Origin of the sequence: Streptococcus oralis (assembly GCF_001579525.1) — a bacterium.
In the GTDB taxonomy this organism is placed as follows: domain Bacteria; phylum Bacillota; class Bacilli; order Lactobacillales; family Streptococcaceae; genus Streptococcus; species Streptococcus oralis_M.
This window is the reverse complement of the sequence record NZ_KQ970788.1, coordinates 113,396-138,591: the sequence shown is the minus strand read 5'-3', so window position 1 is coordinate 138,591 and position 25,196 is coordinate 113,396. Positions and strand designations below refer to the sequence as shown.

At 39.3% G+C, this 25,196-nt stretch carries 27 protein-coding genes; all 27 read right to left on the bottom strand.

From position 1 onward, the window contains the following. Positions 1–11: 11 nt before the first annotated feature. The 27 genes from SORDD25_RS00700 to SORDD25_RS00585 all read right to left on the bottom strand — a co-directional run bounded on the left by SORDD25_RS00700 (position 12) and on the right by SORDD25_RS00585 (position 25,022). Complete coding sequence (locus SORDD25_RS00700) at positions 12–2,648, bottom strand: phage tail tip lysozyme (protein WP_061852244.1); 2,637 nt, start codon at positions 2,646–2,648, stop codon at positions 12–14. A 25-nt stretch (positions 2,649–2,673) separates the two neighbouring features. Further along, positions 2,674–5,028, bottom strand: coding sequence for a VirB4-like conjugal transfer ATPase, CD1110 family (locus SORDD25_RS00695; RefSeq protein WP_061852243.1), 2,355 nt, complete (start codon positions 5,026–5,028; stop codon positions 2,674–2,676). Next, a complete protein-coding gene (locus SORDD25_RS00690; protein WP_000197454.1) occupies positions 4,988–5,335 on the bottom strand; it encodes a PrgI family mobile element protein in 348 nt (115 codons plus the stop codon). Before SORDD25_RS00690 ends, SORDD25_RS00695 begins: the two co-directional genes overlap by 41 nt. A gap of 39 nt (positions 5,336–5,374) precedes the next feature. Continuing rightward, positions 5,375–6,121: a hypothetical protein gene (locus tag SORDD25_RS00685; RefSeq protein WP_061407920.1), complete on the bottom strand. Its 747-nt coding sequence runs from the start codon at positions 6,119–6,121 to the stop codon at positions 5,375–5,377. Between the two features lie 27 nt (positions 6,122–6,148). Then, the gene (locus tag SORDD25_RS00680; protein WP_000340303.1) at positions 6,149–6,373 is read right to left on the bottom strand and encodes a hypothetical protein; all 225 of its coding nucleotides are present in this window, start codon (positions 6,371–6,373) and stop codon (positions 6,149–6,151) included. A gap of 74 nt (positions 6,374–6,447) precedes the next feature. After that, positions 6,448–6,936, bottom strand: coding sequence for a hypothetical protein (locus SORDD25_RS00675; protein ID WP_061852242.1), 489 nt, complete (start codon positions 6,934–6,936; stop codon positions 6,448–6,450). A gap of 63 nt (positions 6,937–6,999) precedes the next feature. Continuing rightward, positions 7,000–10,695: an SspB-related isopeptide-forming adhesin gene (locus SORDD25_RS00670; RefSeq protein ID WP_061852241.1), complete on the bottom strand. Its 3,696-nt coding sequence runs from the start codon at positions 10,693–10,695 to the stop codon at positions 7,000–7,002. A gap of 21 nt (positions 10,696–10,716) precedes the next feature. After that, on the bottom strand, positions 10,717–11,526 hold the full coding sequence (locus SORDD25_RS00665) for an LPXTG cell wall anchor domain-containing protein (RefSeq protein ID WP_061852240.1): 810 nt from the start codon (positions 11,524–11,526) through the stop codon (positions 10,717–10,719). An 18-nt stretch (positions 11,527–11,544) separates the two neighbouring features. Continuing rightward, positions 11,545–11,847, bottom strand: a complete 303-nt coding sequence (locus tag SORDD25_RS00660; RefSeq protein ID WP_061852239.1) for a hypothetical protein — start codon at positions 11,845–11,847, stop codon at positions 11,545–11,547. Between the two features lie 289 nt (positions 11,848–12,136). Further along, positions 12,137–12,346, bottom strand: a complete 210-nt coding sequence (locus tag SORDD25_RS00655) for a helix-turn-helix transcriptional regulator (protein ID WP_061852238.1) — start codon at positions 12,344–12,346, stop codon at positions 12,137–12,139. A 2-nt stretch (positions 12,347–12,348) separates the two neighbouring features. Beyond that, positions 12,349–12,504, bottom strand: a complete 156-nt coding sequence (locus tag SORDD25_RS09330) for a hypothetical protein (RefSeq protein ID WP_000522391.1) — start codon at positions 12,502–12,504, stop codon at positions 12,349–12,351. 4 nt (positions 12,505–12,508) lie between these two features. Next, positions 12,509–12,676, bottom strand: a complete 168-nt coding sequence (locus tag SORDD25_RS09325) for a hypothetical protein (protein WP_193750105.1) — start codon at positions 12,674–12,676, stop codon at positions 12,509–12,511. Next, the gene (locus tag SORDD25_RS00650) at positions 12,670–13,701 is read right to left on the bottom strand and encodes a replication initiator protein A (RefSeq protein WP_061852237.1); all 1,032 of its coding nucleotides are present in this window, start codon (positions 13,699–13,701) and stop codon (positions 12,670–12,672) included. Before SORDD25_RS00650 ends, SORDD25_RS09325 begins: the two co-directional genes overlap by 7 nt. Before the next feature lies 1 nt (position 13,702). Further along, on the bottom strand, positions 13,703–13,867 hold the full coding sequence (locus SORDD25_RS09320) for a hypothetical protein (RefSeq protein WP_193750104.1): 165 nt from the start codon (positions 13,865–13,867) through the stop codon (positions 13,703–13,705). 242 nt (positions 13,868–14,109) lie between these two features. Further along, positions 14,110–15,090: a tagatose-bisphosphate aldolase gene (gene lacD, locus SORDD25_RS00645; protein ID WP_061852236.1), complete on the bottom strand. Its 981-nt coding sequence runs from the start codon at positions 15,088–15,090 to the stop codon at positions 14,110–14,112. A gap of 1 nt (position 15,091) precedes the next feature. Then, positions 15,092–16,021, bottom strand: coding sequence for a tagatose-6-phosphate kinase (locus SORDD25_RS00640; protein ID WP_061852235.1), 930 nt, complete (start codon positions 16,019–16,021; stop codon positions 15,092–15,094). A 10-nt stretch (positions 16,022–16,031) separates the two neighbouring features. Then, positions 16,032–16,547, bottom strand: coding sequence for a galactose-6-phosphate isomerase subunit LacB (gene lacB / locus SORDD25_RS00635; protein ID WP_001216921.1), 516 nt, complete (start codon positions 16,545–16,547; stop codon positions 16,032–16,034). A 29-nt stretch (positions 16,548–16,576) separates the two neighbouring features. Further along, positions 16,577–17,002, bottom strand: coding sequence for a galactose-6-phosphate isomerase subunit LacA (lacA, locus tag SORDD25_RS00630; protein ID WP_000029277.1), 426 nt, complete (start codon positions 17,000–17,002; stop codon positions 16,577–16,579). 286 nt (positions 17,003–17,288) lie between these two features. Continuing rightward, complete coding sequence (locus SORDD25_RS08995) at positions 17,289–18,185, bottom strand: aldose 1-epimerase family protein (RefSeq protein ID WP_081103621.1); 897 nt, start codon at positions 18,183–18,185, stop codon at positions 17,289–17,291. Between the two features lie 107 nt (positions 18,186–18,292). Continuing rightward, the gene (locus tag SORDD25_RS00620) at positions 18,293–19,768 is read right to left on the bottom strand and encodes a PTS galactitol transporter subunit IIC (protein WP_061409253.1); all 1,476 of its coding nucleotides are present in this window, start codon (positions 19,766–19,768) and stop codon (positions 18,293–18,295) included. 54 nt (positions 19,769–19,822) lie between these two features. Beyond that, positions 19,823–20,128, bottom strand: coding sequence for a PTS sugar transporter subunit IIB (locus tag SORDD25_RS00615; RefSeq protein ID WP_061852234.1), 306 nt, complete (start codon positions 20,126–20,128; stop codon positions 19,823–19,825). Positions 20,129–20,165: 37 nt separating this feature from the next. Next, positions 20,166–20,642: a PTS sugar transporter subunit IIA gene (locus SORDD25_RS00610; protein ID WP_061852233.1), complete on the bottom strand. Its 477-nt coding sequence runs from the start codon at positions 20,640–20,642 to the stop codon at positions 20,166–20,168. A 190-nt stretch (positions 20,643–20,832) separates the two neighbouring features. Further along, positions 20,833–21,522 carry a sugar phosphate nucleotidyltransferase gene (locus SORDD25_RS00605; protein ID WP_000643951.1) on the bottom strand — a complete coding sequence of 230 codons (690 nt, stop codon included), beginning with the start codon at positions 21,520–21,522 and terminating at the stop codon, positions 20,833–20,835. Between the two features lie 11 nt (positions 21,523–21,533). Further along, the gene (locus tag SORDD25_RS00600) at positions 21,534–22,412 is read right to left on the bottom strand and encodes a DMT family transporter (protein WP_000791842.1); all 879 of its coding nucleotides are present in this window, start codon (positions 22,410–22,412) and stop codon (positions 21,534–21,536) included. A gap of 1 nt (position 22,413) precedes the next feature. Next, the gene (locus tag SORDD25_RS00595; protein WP_061852232.1) at positions 22,414–23,271 is read right to left on the bottom strand and encodes a phosphotransferase family protein; all 858 of its coding nucleotides are present in this window, start codon (positions 23,269–23,271) and stop codon (positions 22,414–22,416) included. 16 nt (positions 23,272–23,287) lie between these two features. After that, positions 23,288–24,310 carry a ribitol-5-phosphate dehydrogenase gene (locus SORDD25_RS00590; protein WP_061852231.1) on the bottom strand — a complete coding sequence of 341 codons (1,023 nt, stop codon included), beginning with the start codon at positions 24,308–24,310 and terminating at the stop codon, positions 23,288–23,290. A 4-nt stretch (positions 24,311–24,314) separates the two neighbouring features. Next, positions 24,315–25,022: an IspD/TarI family cytidylyltransferase gene (locus SORDD25_RS00585; protein ID WP_061852230.1), complete on the bottom strand. Its 708-nt coding sequence runs from the start codon at positions 25,020–25,022 to the stop codon at positions 24,315–24,317. Positions 25,023–25,196 lie beyond the last annotated feature (174 nt).

Here is a 25,196-nt window from a genome sequence, read left to right as displayed (position 1 = left end):
TTCTTTCTTTTTTAATTCGGTGTTGCAAACGAATAGTAGTAAGCTGGATATAGGACAGAAAAATGTACTTTATCCTGTACTCCTTGGATATTACATTCTGAAACGAGGAATGAACCGTCTGGATTCACAGCTTCCACAATCGCAACATGGCCGTATACATCTGGTGTCCCACCAAATCCACCTACTACTGATACAACAGCTCCTTTTGTTGGAGTTGTACTATACCGCCATCCTTTTGCAACTAGGTTTGCCACCCAATCCTGACCATTACCAAGGTAACCATAAGCTCCTGATAAGTCTGTAATCGTTCCTAGTTCAACTAAACGATTATAGGCATACCAAGTACATTGTCCCACTTCATAACCGCTTCCTTGTTGTGTAGTCATAGAAGCTTGTGTAGGAGGGTGCTCCACTTTTGACTGATACTCGGCAGGGAAATTCCAGGAAGATGCTAACGCTCCACCTCCTCGAACTTGTTGAGTAAGAAAGGCATGGATTTGTTTAGCGTTATTTTGGCGCTCTAGGACCTTATCTCCAGAGTTCCCTTCCCAGTTAACCAGGAAACGCTCTGTAAGTGTCTCCACGTCTTCTGTGCTAGTTAGAATCGATGTCAATTCAGTGATATAGTAAGGAGTATCCCCCTCCAACATAAAATCTAACTGCAGTTCTAAATCGTACCACTTTTTATCTTTTGATTTTGCATAATTCAATAATAGAGTATGCCTAGTAGAACCATCTGCTGTATCTGTCCACTGACCTAATCCTAAACCTCGATGAAGAATATTTGGATACCCACCATCATAGATAGCAGGTCCCGCTATAGATAACCAGGACTCATCATCCCAGGAAGAAGAATCAGCCCCTACTGGTGGGCTAAGATAATCTCCTTCAGCACGTTTAGGATTGATATTACTTTCAGTTGCAAAGTTTCCAAGCATGGCTGCCAAACCATTATCTGTCAGCCCTGGTACCTTTTGCTTCAAGTAGTCTTTTATCGCTCGTGATTTTTGTCCTAAATCACCATCAAGTGTAGTAATGACTGAGGTTGTCTGATTGTACGTGACAGATTGAAAGTAAAAGCCTGGATTGACTGATGTCCACTTTTCTTTCTTATCCTTTGTCTCTTTTTCCTCCAGTTTTTGATACTGAATGACCTGGTAACCATTTGCCGTTACCTTCCCAACCTCGTCTCCAGTTTTGACCTGATCACCGTCAGAAACACGGATATTTCCTACCTCTTCATAAGTAAAGATGGCTTTATCTGTTTTGATGGATACAGTAGTATCATCTGTCACACTGACTTGACCGTCAATAGGAGCTCTTAGAGCTTGTCCTGTTGAAGCTTTTAGTTGTGTTTTCTCATAGATTTCACTCTTAGAGGTATAACCAAACCGCTTCAGGATAACTAAAGGAGCTTGATAAGAAGGGTCGTCTTCCTGGTAAAAGGGATTAGCTAGTTCTTGATAAGAGGGGTATCGACCAACTTCTTTAGTCAACTCCTCTAGCTCTTTATACTCTTCTAACTCGCTATCACTCAACTTAGTCCACTTGAGATCTGACGAGGGGCCATATAAGTCAGCCATCTTTTTCAAGTTGTGAGGGTCATCATTCAAATGATTCCAAAGATCATTCAAGGCATCTGAATAGTGATTGAAACCTAATATCCCAGCCCATTCACCACCAGTCCCCTCATTCCAGTTACTTTCTGGTTTCCACTCACTACCGTAGCGAAAGTTCATGAAAAAGATCATGTCATCGATGTTTGTCCAATAGTCTACCTTATCATTTGACTTCTCTCGATCTCGTTTACTAATTTGCAGCCAGGACTTGTTCAGGTCAAATTCATTTTGTTGGACAGGACCACTTCCTCCAAACATGGCCATAAATGCCCCAAATACTGCAAAGATGAGGAACATTAAGAAATAGGACTTGACAGCTAAAGGATTGGATAAGATGGAACGCAGGGGCTTTGTCACAACCTTCAAAACCTTCCCTGTACCTCTTGATACTTTCCCAAATTTTGAACGAGCTATACGATTCCTAGTTTGTTTCATCTTTTTGCTGAGTTTTCCTTCCCAGGAGAACTCTTTTGGTGTTCGAGTATACCCTCGCCCTCTGATGAAATTATAGCTTCTATTGAGCTGTCCATAGCTGTGCTTGATTGAATACTTGGATAATTTTCCTACAGCATTTAACGCTCTTTTAGAGGCGTTTACCTGGTACTTAAATTGACGAATGTTTTGCCTCGCCTGAACCCAGTCTCCAAGAATCTCATTATCTCTGACTGTCTTCTCAACGTCGTGTCTCACTTTCATACGAGCACTTTGTTTTGCACGTTTCTTCAGGCGGTTAGGGATATAACTGTCATCAGCTTTTTTAGATCGTTTATAGAGCGTTGTTGCAATTTGTTTTTCCAACTTTGCTCGATCACGTTGTTGCTTAAAGAAAAGACCTCTAGCTGTTGCTTGAGGTCCTTTGTGTAGTTTATAATCTTTGTTCGCTAAGCGATAATTCTTCTTAGCTTCTTTAAATGCAACTTTTGAGTCTAAACGTGCTTCTTTAGGCTTTTTTTCAGCATTGAGGGCTATTCCTTCTTTGATTCTCCGCTTACGCTCCTGTTTTAATTGATTGGGATCACTTTCAAACAAAAGAAATCACCTCTCTTTCTATTTTTTAACTATCTGTCGCAACCAATTGATACAGCTTGGTATCTTTAGGGATAGGATTTTCAAATGGAACAATCGTATCTCCAGCCACGATCAAACCAGTACCTTTTGATTTTGGTCGCAAAACAAATCGCTCCAGTGAAGGTGTAAGAGGAATTACCTGCTCCAGGGCATCTAGGTCTGTCCGCTTCAGCTTCAGGAGGGCTAGAAACTCACAGTTTGCGACTAGTTTTCTGCCTTCTTCTGTAGATAAAACAGTCTCTGGGTTCTGGGTAATCCCTGTTGGAATAGCCCCGTACTTACGAATACGTGAGTATAGCTCTGTAAAGAAGGTTGCTTGCAGTTTATTTTTGAAGTATAGCTGCAACTCATCAAAGTACAACCATGTAATAGCTTTTCCTTGATTATTGACTACCTGGTTCCAGATGAAGTCCTGAATCACCAGGAGGGCAAATGGCTTCAATTTACCACTCAACTGCTTCAGATTGAAGATAATAAAGCGACTATTCATATTGACGTTTGTAGGATGTGCGAAAATATCATTTGATCCAACCGTATAAGGTTCAGCCTTCAGCGCCAACTCCTTGGCCACATCTTCAGGTTGTCGTTCTAAAACTGATTGCCAATCCTTAAATGTTGGTTTTTCCAATTCTTCATAGGTCTTTCTCGTTACACGGTCAATCATCGCAAATTCATCGTCTGATACCTCAGAAAATATATTTTCAAACAGGGTTGATAAGAGGTTTGATTTTTGGCCAATCGGGTCACTATCTTCTGCCTGCAGTTTATCCTTATCAGGAAGATCCAACAAGTTAAAATGATGTTGCGATCCAGGAGCGATTGTGATGATTTCTGCACCTAATTCTCGGCCAATACCAGTGTACTCATCTTCAGGATCGACGATAATAATATTATCTTCAGGGTAACGTAGAGTTGTAGGAATTATCTCTCCACCTTTAGCAAGAACAGACTTCCCTGATCCTGACGTTCCAAAGATACAACCTGAACCTGTATTCAAGTCTTTCTTACGGTCAACTGTGATAGCGTTCTTAGATAGCTGATTCTGGCCATAATAAATTGCACGTGGACTGTTAGATCGAAGATCTACGTTGGTAAATGGGACTTGTGTGGCCAAGTTACTGGTAGTCATATCCCTCATAAAACGGCGTTTTACGTTGATAAATGGAATCCCAATCGGTAGAATCGTATTCAAGGATTCTTCCTGGTACAAGTAACACTTATCCAGTTCTACCGTATTCTTACGGACAGATCGTTGAACCTGCTCAGTGTAGATATTCAACTCCTCCAGACTGTCAGCCATGAAGAAAATCGTCATCACACCTGAAAACATTTTTTGGTCATTGTCCTGGAGTTCTTCAGTCCATTTCTCTGTTTCACGAGATGTCTCCACAGCCTTCCCACCAACAGCCAGGTCACTTCCATAACCTTCTTTTGCTGCAGCCTTCTGACTTTTGATCATTTCCCTACGTACACTTGACTTAACTGTCTTGATTTTCTTCAGGGCATCTGCAGTATCATAGGGCTTCGCATGCAGACTGATAGCCAGTTCAATTCCTGTATCCAGAATATTCTTAATCAGTTTGTCATTCAAGAAGGTAGGATATTGTCTAACATACATCACCCTTGCGAAACAATCATCAATTTTCATATGATCTTTTTCAAACTTCAGATAGTTTGGAGCTACAAAGTCCCTGGTAGATAATCCAGAAATAGCGATGTCTTCATAGTTAAAATCAATAAAACCTTCTCGCCTCAAGAGTTTTCGGAAGATAAGAAGACGATCTAATCCCTCTAACTCCTTAAAGGAGATTCCTAAGCCACTGTATTGACTTTCAATAACGCTGGCTGTATCATCAAGGATTCTTCTAGCTTGATGATCCTGGTCTGTTTGGGTAGTAATCGTCAGATATTTTTCCACCTTGAAAGTATTTTGTTCCTGAGAAAAACGATCATTGATCATCGCATTGTATTCTTTACGATAATCATCATATCCGTCTCCAACCAAATCATAGCGAATAGAAGATAAGCTATTGCTTTCTACCCTACGATTTAGGATCAATAGCTGCATATCATTGTCAATATCCAGCGAATTAAAAATATCAGCGCTTGTTTCAATGATATCAATTCGCTCATCATCTGTTGCAGTAATATAGCTTGTATCACCTAGACGATAGGTCTTTGAGAATTGATCATTTGTAATTTTCATGAGCCCATCAGGCATCAACCATTGATAATTAAGACTATTCTGTGTAGATGCCGTCATGGTACGTCTTAGACGTTTGGCCCGTTCCCGTTCTTCCTTAGAGAGTTTCGGGGTTTTCTTTCGGCCGAATAAATTCATTTCTTGTATATTCCTTTCTGTCATAATCTGTCTGATAAGAGCGTTCCTGCTTAGTCAAAAGGAAACGAACCTCATCTTTAATTTTTTCATCAATATAACACCCGAAAATAACAAAAGGCGCTAATAATAAAATATCAACGCCATAAAGGATTATATCAGGTGCCTTCAGCCAATAGAGGATGGTAGTGACAACTACTGTCAATGCTATCCCAAATAGTAGCACTAACTGTCTCAGTGTCATATACCCTATAACTGGCCTTTCGTAGCTATCTAAAGCCTTTAAAAATTCACTGCCTAAACGTGTCATTCTGTTCCTTTCTTCAGTACCTTTTTAGCAAATTCCTTCCTAGTTCACCTGCATGATATTCTTGGCCATGCGTTGGCTGCCAAATAGCATGACAATGTATATAATTCCTTTAGCTATCGCAATTAAAGCACTTGTCCAGGCTCCAGTCTTATCAACTGTCAAGAGATCATTGGTTACAATAGCTGGATAAAGCATGATCACAACCACTAAAATCAATCCCTGAAGGACAGCAGCAGCATAGAGCTTAAAGAAACCGAGACAGATTGGGCGTAAGCTATCCACCATGTAACAAGCGACAATAATTTTAGCGATTCCCTTATACGTGTAAAGGGTAAAAGAGCGTAACAGGATCAACAACTTAGTTGATATCTGACCAACAAAATCAACAACCCAATAAATAAACTGGAGCATAGCTTTTGCAATGGCATTAACCCCCTTTAAGTCTGGTAGTTCTGAACTGAATGGATTTGTGGCATTTTTAGCCACTAATTTGATAATAACATTGAATAACCAAGATAAGGCATCAAAAATCGCATCCACATAGAGGATAAAAAAGAGTGCAATAGCATACTTGAGGATTTCTTCAATCCAAAGCTGAAAAGACAGCTCCCCACCATTGCTTTTAAGTTGTTGGTGCCAATTCATGAGGTTGATCCCCATAAAAAGGAGAAGAAGCAAAATTGCCACCTTCTCCATCGAACCTGAAACTGTCTCCATCAGCTGATAAGCTGTCTCATTATAGTCTTTCAGACTCATGGTTAGTTGATCAAGTGTGGATTGGTTCATAAAACCACCTCCTCTTTCTTCTTCATCCTAACCAAGAGATTGAAGACCTGTTGCTAAAGCTGTAAAAAGTGCTTTTAGGACGGCACCAAGAAGAGCGCCTAAAATCAAACTTTGGATTCCTTTATCCTTCTTGTCATCCAATTCACGTTTGATTCCTACTGCTAAGTCCCAGGCACCCCAAGCGGCCCAACCAATACCGATAATCCCACCGATATTTCCAATTTTGTTAATAAAATCTACAACTGCATCCATTATTTTTTTCTCGCTTTCTTTTTATAAAAAAGGTACTAAGAAAATTCCTTAGCACCTACATTGTTTATTCAATACTATGTTTCATCCGTTGGACGAAAGGTTAGAGAGAGGGCTGTAATTACAGCTAAGACAACGATAATAGTCGTTTCCCACCAGTGATAGATTGGAACACCTTCAGGCATTATCCAATTTTTAAACCAAAGTTCAACACTTGCTGGAGCTGTTCCTTCTTTTGTTAAAAATGCCCAATAACACAGAACAAGAAACGCAACTATAACCTTAAACACAAACCAACCAATTGCTGTCGCAATCAAGCTCTTAATCAGATTAAAGATAAAGAGGAGAAACATGAGTGGAGTCGCAACCATCAAAACGGCAGCTCTCACAATCACACTCGGTAGGTTCTTTACTCCTGACCAGATGGCTTTTCCTAGCCAACGGAGGCCTTTTTCCCACTTCTTCTCTTCTTCAGGCTTAGTGACTTCTGATTTTTTTTGAGTTGGAGTGTAGTATCTATATCCACTTCTAGTCACATGTGCATCCATTTTCGTGTCCTTTCTCATCTCTCTTCCCCCTCTTTTTTATGGCTTCATTATACCATAGATGAGGGGGAATTTCTAGATGTTCTATTTTTTATGCTTACGAAGCCCAGCTCCTGCAAGACTCAACAATCCCAAAATCATTCCCCAAGTTGGAAGCATGCTTGCTGCTGTTCCAGTGTTTGGCAGTGATTGTTTTGGTTTTCCAGGTTCTTCAGGTTTTGGTGGTTCTGGAGTGTTGGTTGTTACCTTCGCAATCATTTCTTGTCCATTAACAATATTGATGAAGGTATTCTCAATCTTATCACCAGCTTCAATACGCTCAACCTCGATGTAGAAGTCTGCATCAAAGGTTCCTTTAACTCCTAGAGATTTTAGGAAGTCTTGGTTGATAACATAAGACCATTGGCCACCTTTGGCATCCCACTTAACAGTCACAAGTTTCTTGATGAACTCTGAATTAGTATCTTGATTGAACTCAAAGGTAAAGGCATAAGCGCTACCTTTGGCAATCTTATCTCCTGCCTTAATCACTTTGCCATCCTTCAGGATAACATCGTAAGGCAAGGTTAGATCTTTTTCGGCTGTATATTCTGTACCCTTGATGATACCTTTCCAATTACCAGTATAGCGATCATGCTTCGTATCGAGTTTATCCAAACCGTCATATTGGTACAACGTATCATGTTTTTCTGGAACAGTAACACCGTTAAGAAAATACTGGATATAGTCGCCTAATTGAACTTCTTTGCCATCAAGAACCTTTTTACCTGTTCTATCAAGCGCATGCTTTTCAGGCTTCACATCAGGAACTGAGACAGTCACAAGGTTTGATTGATAACTATTACCAAAGTCAATTTGTTTAAAGTCATTCTCGACTTTCTCCCCTGCTTTAACCAGGAGTTTAGCTGGGAGATCAACAGTAACATTCTTATTTGCTTTCACGTAGTTTTGATAGAAACTCTTGGAATCTTTTGCTACCCAGAGATAGAACTCACCTTTAGGATTCAAGTTCAATTCCTTTAAAATCTTATTGATAGCATCTGTACGTCCTTTGTCTGAAAGCACGTGATACATATCAAAAAGATTTTTCACATCTTGTCCTGCAGCAGTCATTTTGATATTGCCTTGATAAACTGAGAATGCACCATCTTGAACATCATCCAGGATAGCAAACTTTTTACCACGTGCTTGTGCTGAGGCAAGAGTTTTGGTATATGGGCTATAATCTGTCATCAAACGGAAGGTCACGTTGCGGTCAAATGTTGTCGCACTGTTGATATCCTTACCAGAGCGGTCCAGAACAGCTTTGACTGGTTTTGGTGGCTCAGGTGTGTAGTTTGTGACTGGATTAGAGTAAACTTCATAGTTATTCACTAACACTTTATAAGTGTTGTCATAGAAACCTTTATCATAAATTGGTTTCCATGTAATCACCGGGGCATCTAGGCGTTTTCCTTGATAGGTAGCTGTAAAGGTATAAGTGTTCTTTCCTGCATCATATGAAACAGTCCATCCTGCTTTCTCTGCTGTTGCTTTTGTGATAGCTACATCAGGAACCGCGCCAGCTTCGAGTGGATCAATGATGGTAATCTTATCACCCTTTTTCACATTGGCATAGATATTGTCATGTGTCAATGTATAGGTCTGAGTAGCGTTTTTAACTACTGTTTGACCGTTTGTATTGGTCTTATCTGTATCAGATACAGATTTGCTGACAACTGGCTTAAACTGTAATTTGTAGCCGTGATAGCTTGCAGACAATTTCTGGTTTTTGGTTTCAGAAAGAGTTTTAAGAGCCAAGGTTGGCTTGACTGGATTCTTCGCTTTAACCAATTCAGCTGATACAGGTTCAGTCTTAACTGGCTTCACGGTTGTTTTAATAATAGTTGCACTAGTTGGTACTTCAACAACTGGTGCTACAACCTTAGTATTCAAAGCAAACCAATATGTCTGTCCTGCTGGCGTTGCATAGCCATCCCATTGAGTGAAGTCTGTTACGAAAGATGTTCCTTCTTTAAAGACGCCAAGTGCAGCACCTTTGTATTGGTAAGGTGATTCAGAAGTATCCCATGTTACTCCAACCTTATCATCTGTATTGTAATCATCAGCATAGTTATATCCGTCATTTTTGTGATATGTAACGGTTGAACCATTGATTTCGACGTTCTTACCATTGACTGCACCAGCACCTTCCCAACCAATCATGTTGTAGTTCAGTGATGAATATGTAAGCGTTGCTGGAGTTTTTTCTGAAGCGTTAAAGGGCACTTCTTTTCCATCTACGTTGTAGTAGTAGGTATCTGTAACCCTAAAGCGCATATAGTCATAAGATGTTCCAATACCATCATTACGTGCAGCGACAAAACCTTCAGTAGGATCATTCAAGACATAAACATCAATTAGACCAGTTTCACCTTGGTTGATAATTTCAAACTTGCGATGGATACGAGAAATATCATGTTTTTGACCATCTGCTGTTGATACGGTTAAGCCTTTCAAACCAGTATAGTCAATTTCTGTTTTCCAACCATTTCCAACATCCTGATATTTCAAGACTTTAGTAGAATCAAGAATGCGACCATATCCAGAATTTCCACTTGAAGAAGCGACATAGCTTGTAGTCAATTCTTTAGCGCCAGAAGCACTAGATTTTACGTTAGCATTTGGATTAGCTGTTGCAAGACTGAGAGCCTGTAAGACAACTTCTTTAGTGTAGCCTTCAGTGTTGGTCTTAGATTGAAGTTCATTGTATTTCTTCTGCCAGTCTGCTTGTGCTTTCTTAGCCTTGTCATAAGCTTGTTGGTTTTGTTTCCCAATTTGCTTAGCTTCATCAGCTGAAGAAACTTCTTGGGTTTTAGAACTGAGAAGTACACCAGAGTTTTTCAATTCTGTTGATTTGCGTTCAGCATCTTGGTTGACTTGATCACTAGCATTCTTCTTCTCTGTGTAGGCAGCCATTAGGGCTTTGTTAAGCTCCACTTTGCCTTTTGCTGCTGCAATAGCCTGGTCATTTTGTTTCTTCAATGCTTCTACTTCTGCAACTGAAGATACTGTACGTGTAATGACTTTAACGTCAACGTTTTCCTTCTTCAGCTGTTCAGATGCGCTTTCTACCGCTTTGTTTAAAGTAGCAGCTTGCTCAACAGTAGCATCATACTTAGATTTTTCATCTTGGTATTTTGTTACTGCTTGTTGGTTCTCTGACAAGACCTGTTTAGCTGTTTGAGTAGCTTTCTTGTTTTTGTCTGCTGAACCATCTGTAGCAGTCGAACTGTCATTCGTCACTGTGACAGTTGTTTCCCCTTCATGCTTGGCTTTTTCATCAGCTACAAATTGATTGTTAGCTTGAATAGCTTTTTGCGCTTCCTTGAAGGCTGTATTGTTTTCAACTTGTTTTGTAGTTGTTTCTTCAAGTTCCTTGACTTGCTTGTCCTGATCTTGTTTAATCTCAGACTTAGACTGTTCAAGTTTTGGAGCAGTGGTATCTGTTCCCTTATCAACAATCTGAGTTTCAGAAACGCTCACCCCTGCTTCTTTTGCTTTTTCAGCAGCCTTTGTAACTGCTCCATTATCAATCGCTACAGACTGGCTTCCTGTTGCTTTACCAGCTTGTGTAGCATAAATGTTATTGTCGTTTTTGCTTTCAGGTTGCACTGTTTCATCTGCAAATGCTGAACCTGCAGAGAAGGCAACAAAACCTGCAATTGCAATACCTGATGCTAAACCTTTAGCCCATTTTTTCTTACGGAAATATCCGTGTCCTTTTGTTTTTTCTGTCATTTTTCTTTCTCCTTCACTTAATTAAAATAGTTTCTTCTTGTAGAAATAACCTACTGCCGTCAACAACATAGCCCCAATAGTACCTAGAATGCTTTCTGCTGTCCCTGTATTTGGGAGTGTTTTGAGCTTGCCATCTTTGTCAGTAACAGAGATAGTCTTATCTTCGTTAACTGTTCCGCCAACTTCTTCTGGAGCCACTACAGAACCATCCGAAAGGACTACGTTACCATTTTGAGTGCTGACAATTGCAACTCCTGTATTTGTTTCAACTGGTTCTTTTGTCACGTCATGCACTACTTGACCTGTTGAAGTTGAAGTAGTTCCAATTTGTGACTTCCCTTGTTGGTTCGCTTGATCAGTAGTTTTTGGCTGTTCATCTGGAACACCATCAAGACTACCTGCATTATCCTTGTCCTGTGGCTTGTCTGAAGGTGCTGGTTTATCAGTTGTCACTCCGTCAAGACTTCCTGGGTTGTCTTTGTCTTGTGGTTTATCTGATGGTGTTGGCACACCATCGAGGCTACCTGCATTATCCTTGTCCTGTGGCTTGTCTGAAGGTGCTGGTTTATCAGTTGTCACTCCATCAAGACTTCCTGCGTTGTCTTTGTCTTGTACGCTTGGTGTTGTTGGGTCAGCTGGAGTAACTGGCTCTGTTGGCTGAGTTGCTGGTGCCTCTGTTTCTGTTGAAGCACTAGGTGTTGTTGGCGTAACGACTTCTGTTGCTGGAGCAGAAGAATCAATTGGTGCAAGCTCGTCTGCTGATACATAACCAGCTTGTGCAAGTGCGATAGTTGAAAGTGCTAGTGCAGCTAATACATTTTTCTTGTTCATTTTGATTTTTCCTTTTCTTTATTTAGTTTGGCGATTATAACCTCTTCCAGTTAAACGAAGTTCCATTCCCGATGGTGTCTTAACTTTTCGAGCTATAACTTGTGCATCTCTCTTAATAGTGCGAATTTGACCATAAACCTTTTTATAAGGCAAATGAAATTCAACATCCCTTAAAAGACCGTCTACGTATCCTTTAGCCTGTTTGACTGCATAGTCTGGCTTCAGGATAAGGTCTGTGCCGTCCTCTAAACGAGCCGTCGCACCTCCTTGTTTTCCTAAAACTTTTAAGTCCTTTAGGCTGACCGTTATTTCATCTATCATAGATTTCTCCTTGAAGTTGAAAGGCGAAATTTACGCCGTGCTGTGTAAAAACGTATTTTTACATCGGTATTTTATACGCTGGGTTTATAGTCTAGTAACCCTTACTCCTTCAGCTTATGACAGTTGTCATGCTTTTTCGTTCAGTGGCTGGACTAGATATCCTTTTCTAGTTTGCTACTCGCCCCCGTTTCTTTTTTATCCATAGCCACGCTGCATCAGGGCAAGCCTTGTATTCAGTTTTCAAAGGTCTATAGTTTAACGACTTCTCGGTCAATATGGTTTTTCTGTACTAAGTTTTATCTGATTCTAACAGGTATTCGATAGTTACCCCGAAGTATTCGGCTACTTTTTTAGCATTTTCAAGACTTATCTGACTGTATCCTGTCTCCCAGTTAGATATTGTGTTGCGAAACACTCCTATCTGATCAGCCAAGGCTTGCTGAGACAGTCTAGACTGCTTTCGTAATTCTTTAATACGATTTTGTGTTTGTTTCCTCACATCTACTTGTCTCCTTCATCATTTGGACTTGATAGTATTTCATCATCCAGCAAAGAAGCATTATCCACTTCCTTTATAACTTTGCCAATAGTACAACCAAAGAGCAATAATAAACCGATGACGAATATAATCATTAACCCTAGCTTAAACAATCCCATGAAATCAATCCTCTTTCTGTTGCCATGATGAGAAAATTTGGCTGAGTTTCTCAGCTCTTTCTTTTTTCGGTAAATCAAAAACAGCTTTAGGAACCATGTAAATTTTCTCATTCGGGCTACGACCTATCGTTAGCACTTTACCATCAATTGGTCTAAATTCATTTTTTAACATGTTTCAACTCCCTTAGACAATTCTGATAAATAGCTATTAAGTTTCGTCTCCGACAATTTATCTGGATAATAGTATGCAATCAGACTAGGACACTCATCAGGGAATTTTCTAGCATACTCACTTTGTCCTGATACCTCCAGGAAACCATGTTCTTTTTCAATGAGTAGAGCCATCTTCCAGAAATGTATCATCATTTTGTAGAAGTAGGCTGGGACATTCTGGATTGGTTTTTCTTCAGCCTCTCCTGTTTTAATTTTGAAAATCAATTTATCAAGCTCACGTTCAAGATCTTGCAGCCAAACCTCTCCATAAATTTCCTGATCAGCTAAGAGGTTGTTGTAATTCTTCTCAACTTGACGTTTAGATTGATAGATTTTATTTTCAAGAATTTTTGCATCTTTTCCAAACAAACTGAGTTTCTGAACTAGTTGAGGAGAAAGAAAACCATGTTGCCCCATTCTAAACGCTTCAGAAATTGATAAATCAGATAAAGCCGACTCGTCTTCGTATCGATTAGTATCATTAGATAATTCAGTCTCGTTATTCTCAGTATCATTAGCGTGTTGTTTCGACATTTTTTGAGATGTTATTTTGACATTTCCTTGATTTTTTTGGAAGTGTCGTTTTGACATTTCCGCCGTTTCCAATGGTTGGGAGTAAATTTCTTCAGTAGGGGGAACTTGATAGTCAATATTGCCTAAGTACAGTAGATTAGGCTTATTCAAACCTTGTCGAACTTCTTCTAAGAGGCCGTATTCCTGAAGCTCTTTTTTTAGTTTAATAACTTTTTTATTTCCATAGCCTAAAATTTCTTGGAGTTCAGTAATTGTATAAATCAGATAGACATCTCCATTTTTATCAATCCAGTTATTTCTAAGAGATAGTTCAAAACGGTCTTTCAAGATAGCGTATGTGAATTTAGCATCTGTACTCATCGGTTTATAAAGTGGTGATTCAACAAATATTTTTGGTATTCTATAAAATCTTTCACTTGATTGAACTTGTCTTGCAGAAATTCGCTCCATACTAAACACCTACTTTTAACAAAAACTGACCAGTATCAGAAAACTGAAACAAACCAAGTCCCTCTAACTCTTTCAAAATTAAATGAGCTCTCGTTCTTGTCATATTTTGTGACTGCATAATTTCTTTCAATACTAGATCACGTGATTGTTGCGCTTGTCTTGTCATTTGGTTTATCCTTTCTTATCACCAGCTGATGGCGATTTATTCACAGCTATATCCATAACAATTTCAATATTATCTGACATTTTTCTCCTTTCTTTAATTTTTGCAACGAAAAAAGAGAGCGATTTTCTCACTCTCTCAGGTTATATGATATTTAATTTTTCACTTTCCCAAAACTCTAGACACTTAGCATTCAACTTTTTTTAAATTTTTTTAGATCAATGTTCCTAAGATTAGAGGGAAACTTATACACGTTCAGTCCATGAAGTTGCTGTTGTTTGAAGAACCTTGTTGAGTTCGTCAATGTTCTCAAAACCTGTTGTACGTAGCCATTCACGAGCTGCTGCTTCACCATCTTTGATGTAAGCTTCGACTGATCCAGCCCAAGTTGCACGGCCGCAAAGAACTCCGTTGAAGTTTGCGCCTGATTCGTGGGCAAAGACAAGTGTTTCTTGGAAGAGTTTAGCTGACACTCCAGCACTCAAGTAGATGTATGGCAAGTTAGTTGCTTCGTCTTGAGCTTTGAAGAAGGCTGCTGCTTCTTCGCGAGTATGAACGATTTCTCCATCACCAAAGCCTTCAACGTATTTAACGTTGACTGGAACTTCCACTTTCAAGACATCGATGTTGAAGCGTGGGTCTGAGAAGACCTTCATAGCACCAATAACCTTGTGTGGTTTTACTTTTGCGTATTCTGCAGAACCTGCGTCCGCAATTTTTTCATCGTAAGCCAAGATTTCAAGGAAGAAGGGAATGTCTTCCGCCACACACTCAGAACCAATACGTTCGATGTAGGCTTGTTTTTCTTGGTTGAGTTCGTCAGCGCTGTCTACGTCATAGTAAAGCAAGAACTTCACAGCATCTGCGCCTTGTTCCTTGATGCGTTTGGCAGACCAAATATCCAAGCAGTCAGGCAAGCGTTTGGTGCTTGTTGTATCGTAACCAGTTTTTTCATACGCAAGGAGAAGACCAGCATTAGCATCAAGCGCTTTTGTAGCTGGAAGTCCGTACTCAGGGTCAAGGAGCATTGATGATGCGTATTTTGTCAATTCATCTGCAACCAATACCTTAAGTTCTTCCATTTGAGCAACTGTTGGCTCTTCTGTTTGGTATTGAGCCATGAGGCGTTTCAAAGCACCACGTTGGTCAAAGGCAAGAGCTGAGATAATGCCGTTCTCGTCAGAGAGTTTTTGCAAGCATGCACGTTTATTTTCTGTTAAAACCATTTTATACCTCTTTTACTATTAATTGATCATATAAAGCTTGATAGTTGGCCATATTGACATGACCTGTCATCTTTTCTTGGGCATTGAGCATACCAAGGACATTGGCCTTGATGAGGAGTTCTTGATCAGATTCCTTATGAAGAAGACCTGATGAAATACCTGCAACAGTAGAATCTCCAGATCCAACTGGATTGACTACCTGAATTCTTGGAATATCTACTTTATAGAAAGTGTCCCCATGTTTTGCAAAAGCACCATTTGCACCAAGTGACACGATAATCCACTCAATCCCTGCAAATAGAGGCTCTTGAAGAACTTCTTTTAATTCATCCAAATCCTCAGAAACTTCTTTCCCAAGAAGCTGAGACAATTCTTCGTTATTCGGTTTGATTACTGTTGGTTTATGTGGTGATTCAAGGACAGCCTGAAGAGCTGCACCTGAGCAGTCTAGAACAACAGGTTTCCTTGCTTGATTAGCAAGTTCTACTAAGCTCGCATAGTAATCAACTGGAAGACCTGCTGGCAGACTACCAGAGATAGCAACTACTTCCACAGTGTCAAGGATATTTCTGAAATGAGCCAAGAAATCTTGACCTTCTTGTTCCAATACTTCAGGCCCTTTTTCAAGGATTTCTGTTTGGTTGTCTCCGTGCAGAATAGCGATACAGTTACGAGTCTCTCCTTGAATGGAGAAGAAACGTTTCGTTACGTTATTGTCGATATGTTCTACTAAAAACTCACCAAGTTTACCACCGACCAAACCAGTAGCAACAACAGAATCACCAAATTCTGAAAGAACTCGTGTAACATTGAGCCCTTTACCACCAGCTGTCTTGGTCACGTCCACCACACGGTTGACAGTGTCAATTTTTAATTCATCCAAAGGATAAGAAATATCAATGGATGGATTCATTGTGACTGTTAAAATCATGTGTCACCTCTTAGTCGTGGTATTCACCGCGATCCCATTTTTCAAGGAATTCTGTAAAGAAGTTTGCATCTGCTTGATGAGCATTGTGAGTTTCAACGTGCTCGATTTTCGCAATCAATTTTTTATTTTCTTCTGATGGTTTGTATTCAGCATTGATGAAAGCTTCAATGATGTCGCACATGAGCAATTCACCAGTAATCTTACCACCAAAACCAATAACGTTGGCATTCAACTGCTCTTTGGCATAAAGTGCTGTTGTCATATCACGAACCAAGGCAGAGCGTACACCTGGAACTTTGTTAACAGCGTTATTGATACCAACACCAGTACCACAGATACATACCCCAAGATCAGCTTGACCGCTTGTAACGGCTTCACCAACTTTTTTACCAAAGATTGGGTAGTGAGTACGTGTGTGGTCATAGGTACCAAAGTCGATGACTTCATATCCTTTTGATTTCAAAAATTCTGAAACCGCCATTTTTTCATCTGTTACGATGTGGTCACATCCAATTGCAATTCTCATTTTAACTTACCTTTCTTACTGTAATCTAATTAGCACATTTTGTTCAACATATCAACACGAATTTGGTGACGACCACCGTCGTATTTACCGTTAACAAAACCTTTAGCAATATTTTTAGCCAATTCATCACCAACAAGTTGTGCACCCATAGTGATCATACGTGAGTTGTTGTGTCCACGAGTCATATAAGCTGAGCGTTCGTCAGATACTTCTGCGGCAACCATTCCTTTAATTTTAGTTGCGACCATAAATGGACCAGCACCATAAGCATCAATCACGATACCAAGATTTTGTTCTTCTTTGTTTACTTCTGCAGCAACAGCAAGAGTCACATCAACAAAGTCTTGACCTTCAGCTGTAACATCCACAACGTGGAAGTTTTCTTTTTCCAAGAAGTCTTTCACAACTTCTTTCAATCTCAAACCTGCAGCATCTGCACCGATAACAATAGACATATTGTATACTCCTTTTTATTATTCTAGGCTAGTAAAGACTTTTATAGCTAGCAGTTTACCTACAAAAGACTTTCTAACAGTTTAGTGACAAATTTGATTGAATGAGATGAATATCACCTTATCCAAGTCCAGGAAATCAAGTTCCTAGAAACAAACTTTCTCCTCGAAAGAGAATATAACAAGTGATTATTTGTTTGTTACAAATATCATTTGTTGCTTACAAACATAATATACTCCTATTTTTATAAAAAGTCAACAGTAAATGTTTGTTTTTGTGGTTTTTTATCTAAAATATTTCAATATCAAAACCAATTTGTTCCACTTGACCAGCTTCTAAGAGACGAACGTTTTTCTTATCTTCTAAATGATCTCCTTCTTCAAGAGATGTTGATAAGCCAGACCATGGTTCAAAGGCAATGAATGGTCCCTTATTCAAAGTTGACCAAATGATGAGATTTGAGAACTCTTGGAAGTGTACTTTTAATCCCTTCTCATGCTTACGAGAACGAAGGGCAATTGTTCTGGATTGCAACTCATCCAAGGTCACTGCATCAACACTAAACAGATCGTAACTGAGATCCACTTCCTTTTGCGAATCCAACCATGGACTTCTATCTTGAAAGTCTAACATGCCAGTTTCTGGGAAAGGACGTGGAACAGAGCAAGTCTCTTCTTTCTCAAACTCTAAATAGTAATCTTCATAAGTTTCACCATCTAGTAGAGGACAATTAAAGCCTGGATGTCCACCAATAAAGTATGGCATGACCTTACTAGTTTCTTTATTGAAAACTTTGTATTGAGTACGAACAGTCTTGCCAGTCACTAGATAAGTGATTTCAAGGCGGAAATGATAAGGATAGTTCTGATAAGTATTCTCATCATATTCGATAGCAAAGGTTACGCTGTTTTCTGTTTGATCAACTAAGTCAAATTCTTTTTTACGGACCAAACCATGACGAGGAATATTTCCTTTCGTCTCCGTTCCATCTTCATGACTGTAGAATGCTGTATCTTCTCTCAAAGAGCCGCAGATTGGAAAAAGTACTGGGGCTTGTCCATTCCAGTAAGTGGCATCACCTTGCCACAAATACTCAATGCCTTCTCGATCCTTGATCGACGACAAGGCGCCACCTAAGGTTTTAAACTGGACCGTTAACTGGTCTGATTTGATTTCAATTACCATAATGTTCTCCAACTATTTTTAGATTTCTATATAAAAAACTAGGTTGCCACTCCCAATGTAGGAAATTAACAACCTAGTTTTCACAATTTACATTTTATAGGAGCGAATTATTTAGCATTTGCTGCGTATTCTTCGTTACGTTTGATCATTTGTTTTCTATACCAAGCAAAGATACCTACATAGAATACAAGGAAGACTGCTGCACCAAGGATTGCTTTGATATCACCTGTTGTAGCATTACCGATTGCCCAACCAAATAGTTTTTCGATTGGTCCTTCAAGAGTTGAGTGAGTGATCAATTGAGTTTGGCTCACACCTTCTGGGAAGGCACCTACACCTTTAGCAAGTTCAGTTGCAAATGGTGCAATCAGAGTACCTGAAAGAAGGAAGAGTGGCAACAAGAGTGTTCCGAAGATGATCATACGGAGCAATTTACCACGAGTAACAACCAAGAGAGCTGGAGTTACACCCATGGCGATGATACCTGCAAGAGGCAAGATACCATTTCCTACGTTTGAAAGAAGCACTGCTTCAATCAACATGATTGGTGCAAGTACGTTGGCACAAGCCCAGATTTCAGCACGACCAGCGATGAAAGGCCAGTCAAGACCGATGTTGAATTTACGTCCTTGAAGACGTTTAGTAGCAACGTTTGTAATGCCTTGTGAAAGTGGTTCTACGGCTGCGATGAACCAAGATCCGATAAGCGAGAAGAGCTCCAAGCAGACACCGGCAGTCAAACCAAGGCTCAACCAACCTTTAATAACAAGTTCCCATTTATCAGCTCCTTCTACACCAGCAACTGGATGTGGAGTCCCCATCAAACCAATAACGATACCAAGGATGAAACCGATGAAGAATTTAGATCCCCAGAAACCGATTTTCTTGTTCAATTTTGCAGCATCGAAGTCATATTTATCAAGACCTGGCAATACTTTATCGAAGATCTTATCCAAGACCATGATAACTGGGTTCATCATGTAGTTCATGTGTGTTGAAGTCATTGGTGATGAACTTGGTGCGTTAAGAAGGTCATCAAAAGTTGGTTTCATCAAGTCAGAGTTGATGATTTTCAAAACACCAACAAGTACAACTGCTGCTGTCGCGATGAAGAGTGAAACCCCTTGGCTTACACCGTTGTTGTCAGCATACCATTTGATCAAAAGACCAGTAATTGACAAGTGCCAGATATCGAAGATATCGACATCAAGTGTGTCCGTTTTCTTCATTGCAAGCATCACAACGTTGACAATCAACATTACAAGCAAGAAGTAAAGTGTCCAAGCAGAACCCCAAGTGATGGTTGCAAGTGGTGCCCAACCAACGTCAGTGATGTTCAATTGAATACCAGTATTTTCAACGAATTTCGCAAGAGATGCTGAGAAAGCTCCGTTGAGCATACCGATGATCGCACCGATACCAGTAAGAGCGATGGCAAGTTTGATACCACCTTCAAGCGCTTTGGAGAATTTCACTCCAAATAGTAAGGCCAATACTGTCAAGATGATCAGCATGATGATAGGACCACCCATTTCCAAGACTGGCTTGAAAATCTTATTGGCTAGTTCGATAATGACATCCATAATAGTTCCTCCCGTTTTTTTAGTTATATGAATGTTAACAAGATAAAGAATAAATTAGCTTAGTCCGTGTTCTTTGATAGCTGCTTCAATATTGTCAAATACTGGAGCGCTCATCGCTGGAATACGGAACAAGATTGGTCCAGCTTCAATTACTGGAATACCTGGTTCAAAACCAAGGTCAGTTGCAGCGATTGGTGTAAAGATATCGTAGCCCTTGATAAGGTCTTCGTTTACATCTTTCACCATGACTGCATCACAGTGAACATCATAACCACGGCTTGAAAGTTCTTCTTCTAAAGCACTTTTAATTTGGTGACTTGAGTTAACACCTGCACCGCAGGCAGCAAGAATTTTAATCATTTGGATTTCCTCCGATTTTATTTTTTAATAGACAAGATTAAGCGGTTGCTTCGGAAATGTAAGCATAAAGTTTTTCTGGTTCGGAAATTTTTGATAGTTCTTCCAGATGTCCATTTCCTGTGAAAAAGTCCATCAACTGAGCCAGAATATTTGTTTGACTTGAACTTGAGTTGTTAATGATAAAGAAGAGTAGGGATACTGCTACTTCCTTATCAGGAGCTATCATATTGTGAAAAGTTACTGGTTTTTCTAATCGAACAACCACTACTTTCTCAGCTAGATTATGAGCAATATCTGTATGAGGGATTGCCACATTTGGCAAATCCTTTCCTAGAAATTCCATATCTAAACCAGTTGGAAATGACTTTTCACGCGTGATCAAGGCTTCACGATAAGTTGGACTGACAATTTCTCGTTCTTCCAACAAGCTTGCTACCTGATCAAAGAGTTGTTCTTGATTATCCGCTTCTAAGCAAAACACCAGGTTTTTGTCAAAGAAATGATCTAATCCCATAACATTTTCCCTTCTTTCAATTATCTTTTATGTAATAAGTATAACACTATATGAAATCGTTGTCAATAATTATTGTTTTATTTTGTTCATTTTTTTGTAATTTTTGTTTCATTTAAAGAATACAATCAATATCAAACATTCTTGTTATAAAATCCACAAAAAAAGAAGGCCCAAGCCTTCTTCTCTTTCCTTACTTAATAGTAGATAAAATCTCTTCTAACTTATGGTAATCTTTTACACTATCAATTTCATAGATGCTATTTCCTTCTAATTCTTCGACATAGACATCTAATTCTTTGATATTATCCTTAACCATGTTGTCCCAGTAGAGATCAACAAATTCACCACTTTCGTAAGCTTTGTCAATAAAGCCAACAATCTTCTCAGCAGTTGGTGCATCCCAGAATGAAACTCCGCTCAGAATGCGACCAGCTTTGCTGTCAACAATGATGTCTTGAACCTTATAGTCATCACCGTAAACCAAGAACCACTCGTTGGTACAGTCTTCGCGATAAACACTAAAATAGGTAGAACGTTTAAGATCGTTTCGAAACATATTTTTAAAAAGATAGTTATCTGCATCAATAACATAGCTGTTAGCTAAGTCTTCTTTTACTAGATAAAGTGAGTAAAAATTATTGTAATCAGCATACTTGTCGTTAAAGACCAAACGGACACCATATTTTTCTTTTAGGTAGTCAAATTGTTCTTTGAGGTAACCGACAACGATGATAATCTCATCAATTCCTCTCTCTTTCAAAAACTCAATTTGGTATTCTACCAAGGGTTTTTGATTAACCTTAACCAAAGCTTTTGGTGTATTTTCAGTCATAGGGCGTAGACGAGTTCCTAAGCCCGCTGCTAAAATAATCGCTTTCACACGAATCTCCTTTATTCTTTAATAATAATATAAACACCAGCCATAACAATAAGTGAAGTGATGATTGTCAGCATATCTAGCGGTGCACCCAAGAAAATAACTGCAAATAAGACAGTCCAAACTACATAGCTCACATTCAAACCTGTCGCTTTCGCAGGTTGCAAACGATTAATGGCGATATAATAAGCTAAGTAGGAAATCATATCAAAGGCCGCAAAGACAATCAAGAGGCCGAATAATTGCCCATCTGCCACTTCTGCAAATGAATGGTGTGAAAAGAGCACAATCACAAGATAGGACAAGAATGAGGTTACTTGTCGAATTAACAAGGCTTCAATTTCACTTAAATCACTTTCCATAGCATACGAGCTGAGAACACTTTCACTCCCCCAGGCAATGGCACAGATAAGGGCACAAAGAATCCCAATGTAAAACGAGTTAACTTGTTCAACCTTGTAGGTTTGAGCAATGATCGCTGCAATAATCAAGAAAACACCGAATACTGTATTCTTTGAAACCTTGTGTTTCAAAATGAAGAAGGCTAGCAAAACTGAAACTGCTGGGTAAATAGCTGATACAGATGAAGCTAGTGAACTACCGATATATTTAACCGCATAAAGATTGGCCTGCATACCTATTGGTCCTGCTAGTAAAGCTCCGATAATTACACTTACATTTCGAATATTTAAGAAAATCGAGAGACGAACTTTTCTTTCTTTTACCAAAAGAAAAGCTAACAAGATAAAGATACTCAAGAAATCATGAGCGGCAGCCACAACAAAAGGCGAAAGATTTGTAAAAATTGAAAAGATATAAGCACTAATCGTTAGACCTAATCCCCAGAAGATACCAGAGAGCAGACCAAAGGAAACACCATTTTTATTCTTCATCCTAACCTCCATAATAAGTCAAACCTTCGACAGCTCTTTGGTAACGATTGACACCGTAATCTCCAAAATCAGCCCCTTGAGCTTCTTTGTACACTGTCCACAAACTCCAGATAGTATCTTGCAAGATTTTATAGATACGAATCTTCTCACGTGATACAGGCGTTTTGTCACTTTCATAGTAGGAAAGGAAATCATCTTCCTCTTGCTTTGTAAATTCAGACTCTAAGAAAAGAGCTGCCAAATCCCACATTGGATCATTCATAGAAGAGTATTCCCAGTCAATCAAATACAAACGACCTTGTGGTGACTCGATAAAGTTTTCTGGTACCAAATCGATATGACAGGACTTTCTATCAACACCCAAATCAGCCAATCTCTTTTCTAGTGAAAATACATCTTTTCTTACAGCTTCATAATTTTCATAAGGGATAGGTCCTTCAATCAAGGATTCATATTTGCTGATTTCCTCAAAAGGAACAAATTCTCCTCTTAATTCTTTCCCTGAAGCGTGGATGGTTTGTAAAATTGGTGCAATCTTTTCAAACTTGGACTTAATTGATGTTGAATCAAGAGTTACTGCCGATTCGATGTATTCATTTACTTTAATCCCTGACTCAATATCAAAGAGGTAATTTTTGACATCTAAATCTAAATCCTCTAAAAGTTCAAGATTGTACTTTTCATTTTGACGATTGATGAGTTTTTCAGTCCCTTTACCAAAAAATTTCACAATATACTGTTTGTTGGTTGTTTTGACCAAATAGTTTTGGTTGGTCATGCCTCCCAGCTGTTCGACACTGAGTACTTCCTCTTCTTCAGATAGTAAAGAAGAAATTTTTTCTTTGATGAGTTTCTCCACAATTAACCTCCATCTTCTACACTTCCCACTTGAATACTGTTTTAAAAGCAGTATTAAGGTCTGTAGCAAAGACACGATGAATGTCTTTGATTTCTCTCACAGGCTCTTCAACATAAAGGATATTCTTCAGACGATTCGCAAACTTTTTGACTTCCATCATTTGAATGGCCTTCTCAAAATCGACACGTCCTGAACGAGACGAACCGACCAATAATAAACCTTTTTCTAAAGAGTCTCGCGTATTGATATTAACCTTGTACTCGCTCACTCCCATCATGAGAATCGTTCCCTGTGGACGAATATAGCGAATCAGGTCATTGATAGCTGGTCCTGTACCATCACCACCGCAACACTCAAATCCATGATCAAAGGTCAAATCCTCTGGGATATTATCCGTGATGTAGCACTCTTTTGCAAAAGAGAAGAGCTCCAATTTTTCCCAATGGCGACCAATAACGATAATCTCTGCTTCCGGTAGTGTGTAATTGATAATATTGGCAACCACAAAGGCCAAACTACCATCTCCAATAACAGCGATGCGCTCTCGCTTGCTATGAGCAAGATGCAGGAATCGATCCACAGCATGCATACCAACACTTACAAACTCTGTAATGGCTGCAACTGTGTCCTCAATGTCATTATAAGAAACGACTCGGTCTTTTGGAAGAGAGACAAATTCTCGCATAAAACCATCGTGACCACTAGATAGGAAGTAGGTTCCTGTCATGTAGTTCTCGTAGAACTCCTTGTCACTCTGCAAAGGAGGTTGATTTGGAATCATAACTACCTTTTGACCAACTTCATAAGTCCCAGTTAGATCAGAAATAACAGTTCCACAAGACTCGTGAATCATGGCCATAGGAAGCTTTTTAGCCAATATCTTTGGATCACGTTTCCCTTGATAGTATCGTTGATCTGCATGACAAACCGCCATATAATTTGGACGAATAAGGATGTGATTCTCCTGATCAATGTCCTCTTCTTGGTATTTTACATTGATAAACTTTGGTTTTGTCAGTTGATAAATTTGATTAATCATAGCCTTAGTCTTCCTCAATCATGCTTTTCGCGATTTTCAAGTCTGTCACAGTTGTGATTTTAAGGTTTGAATATTCCCCTTTAGCTAGGGCAACGTCTTTTCCTTTGATAACAAAAATCTTACATGCATCCGTCAGGATTTCCTTTTCTTGATCAGATAGGGAACCATACAAATCCATGAAATCCTTGCAGCGGAATGTCTGAGGTGTTTGACCTTGATAGAGGTGAGCACGATTTGGAATATCAGTGATAAACTGGCCATTGGTACTTTCAACAATGGTATCAACTGCTTCTACTACTGTGTCAACCGCATCATGATTTTGCGCCAGTTTGATATTGTCCTGAATCATGCGAAGTGTGATAAAGGGACGAACAGAGTCGTGGGTAATCACAATATCTTCTGGAGTGATTGGACGGTAGGCATTAATGGCTTCTATAATCTTCTCGATACTGGTATTGCGATCAGCACCACCCTTGGTAATGATGATGCGATCCTTGTGGAGAGAAAGATACTTGTCAACTAGGTCCTCAGCGTGTGACACCCAGTCTCCATGAACTCCAACTACAATTTTTTCAATACTTGGTTCCAAAACAAATTTTTCAATTGTGTGGATCAAAATTGGTCGATCACCCAACTCCAAAAATTGTTTTGGTAAATTACTGATTCCCATGCGTGTGCCAGTTCCTCCGGCTAGGATTCCTGCATAGATCATATATTTTCTCCTTTAGTTTATTCTAAAAAACTCATTACCATCTATTATATCACAATCTGCCTCCATCATGAAGAAAAGACAGAGCATCATTTAGTCTAATCAACACACCATTTAAGGTAAAAAGTGAACAATGTGTTACTAAATCTGGAAAGACCATAACAAATTAAGAAATAA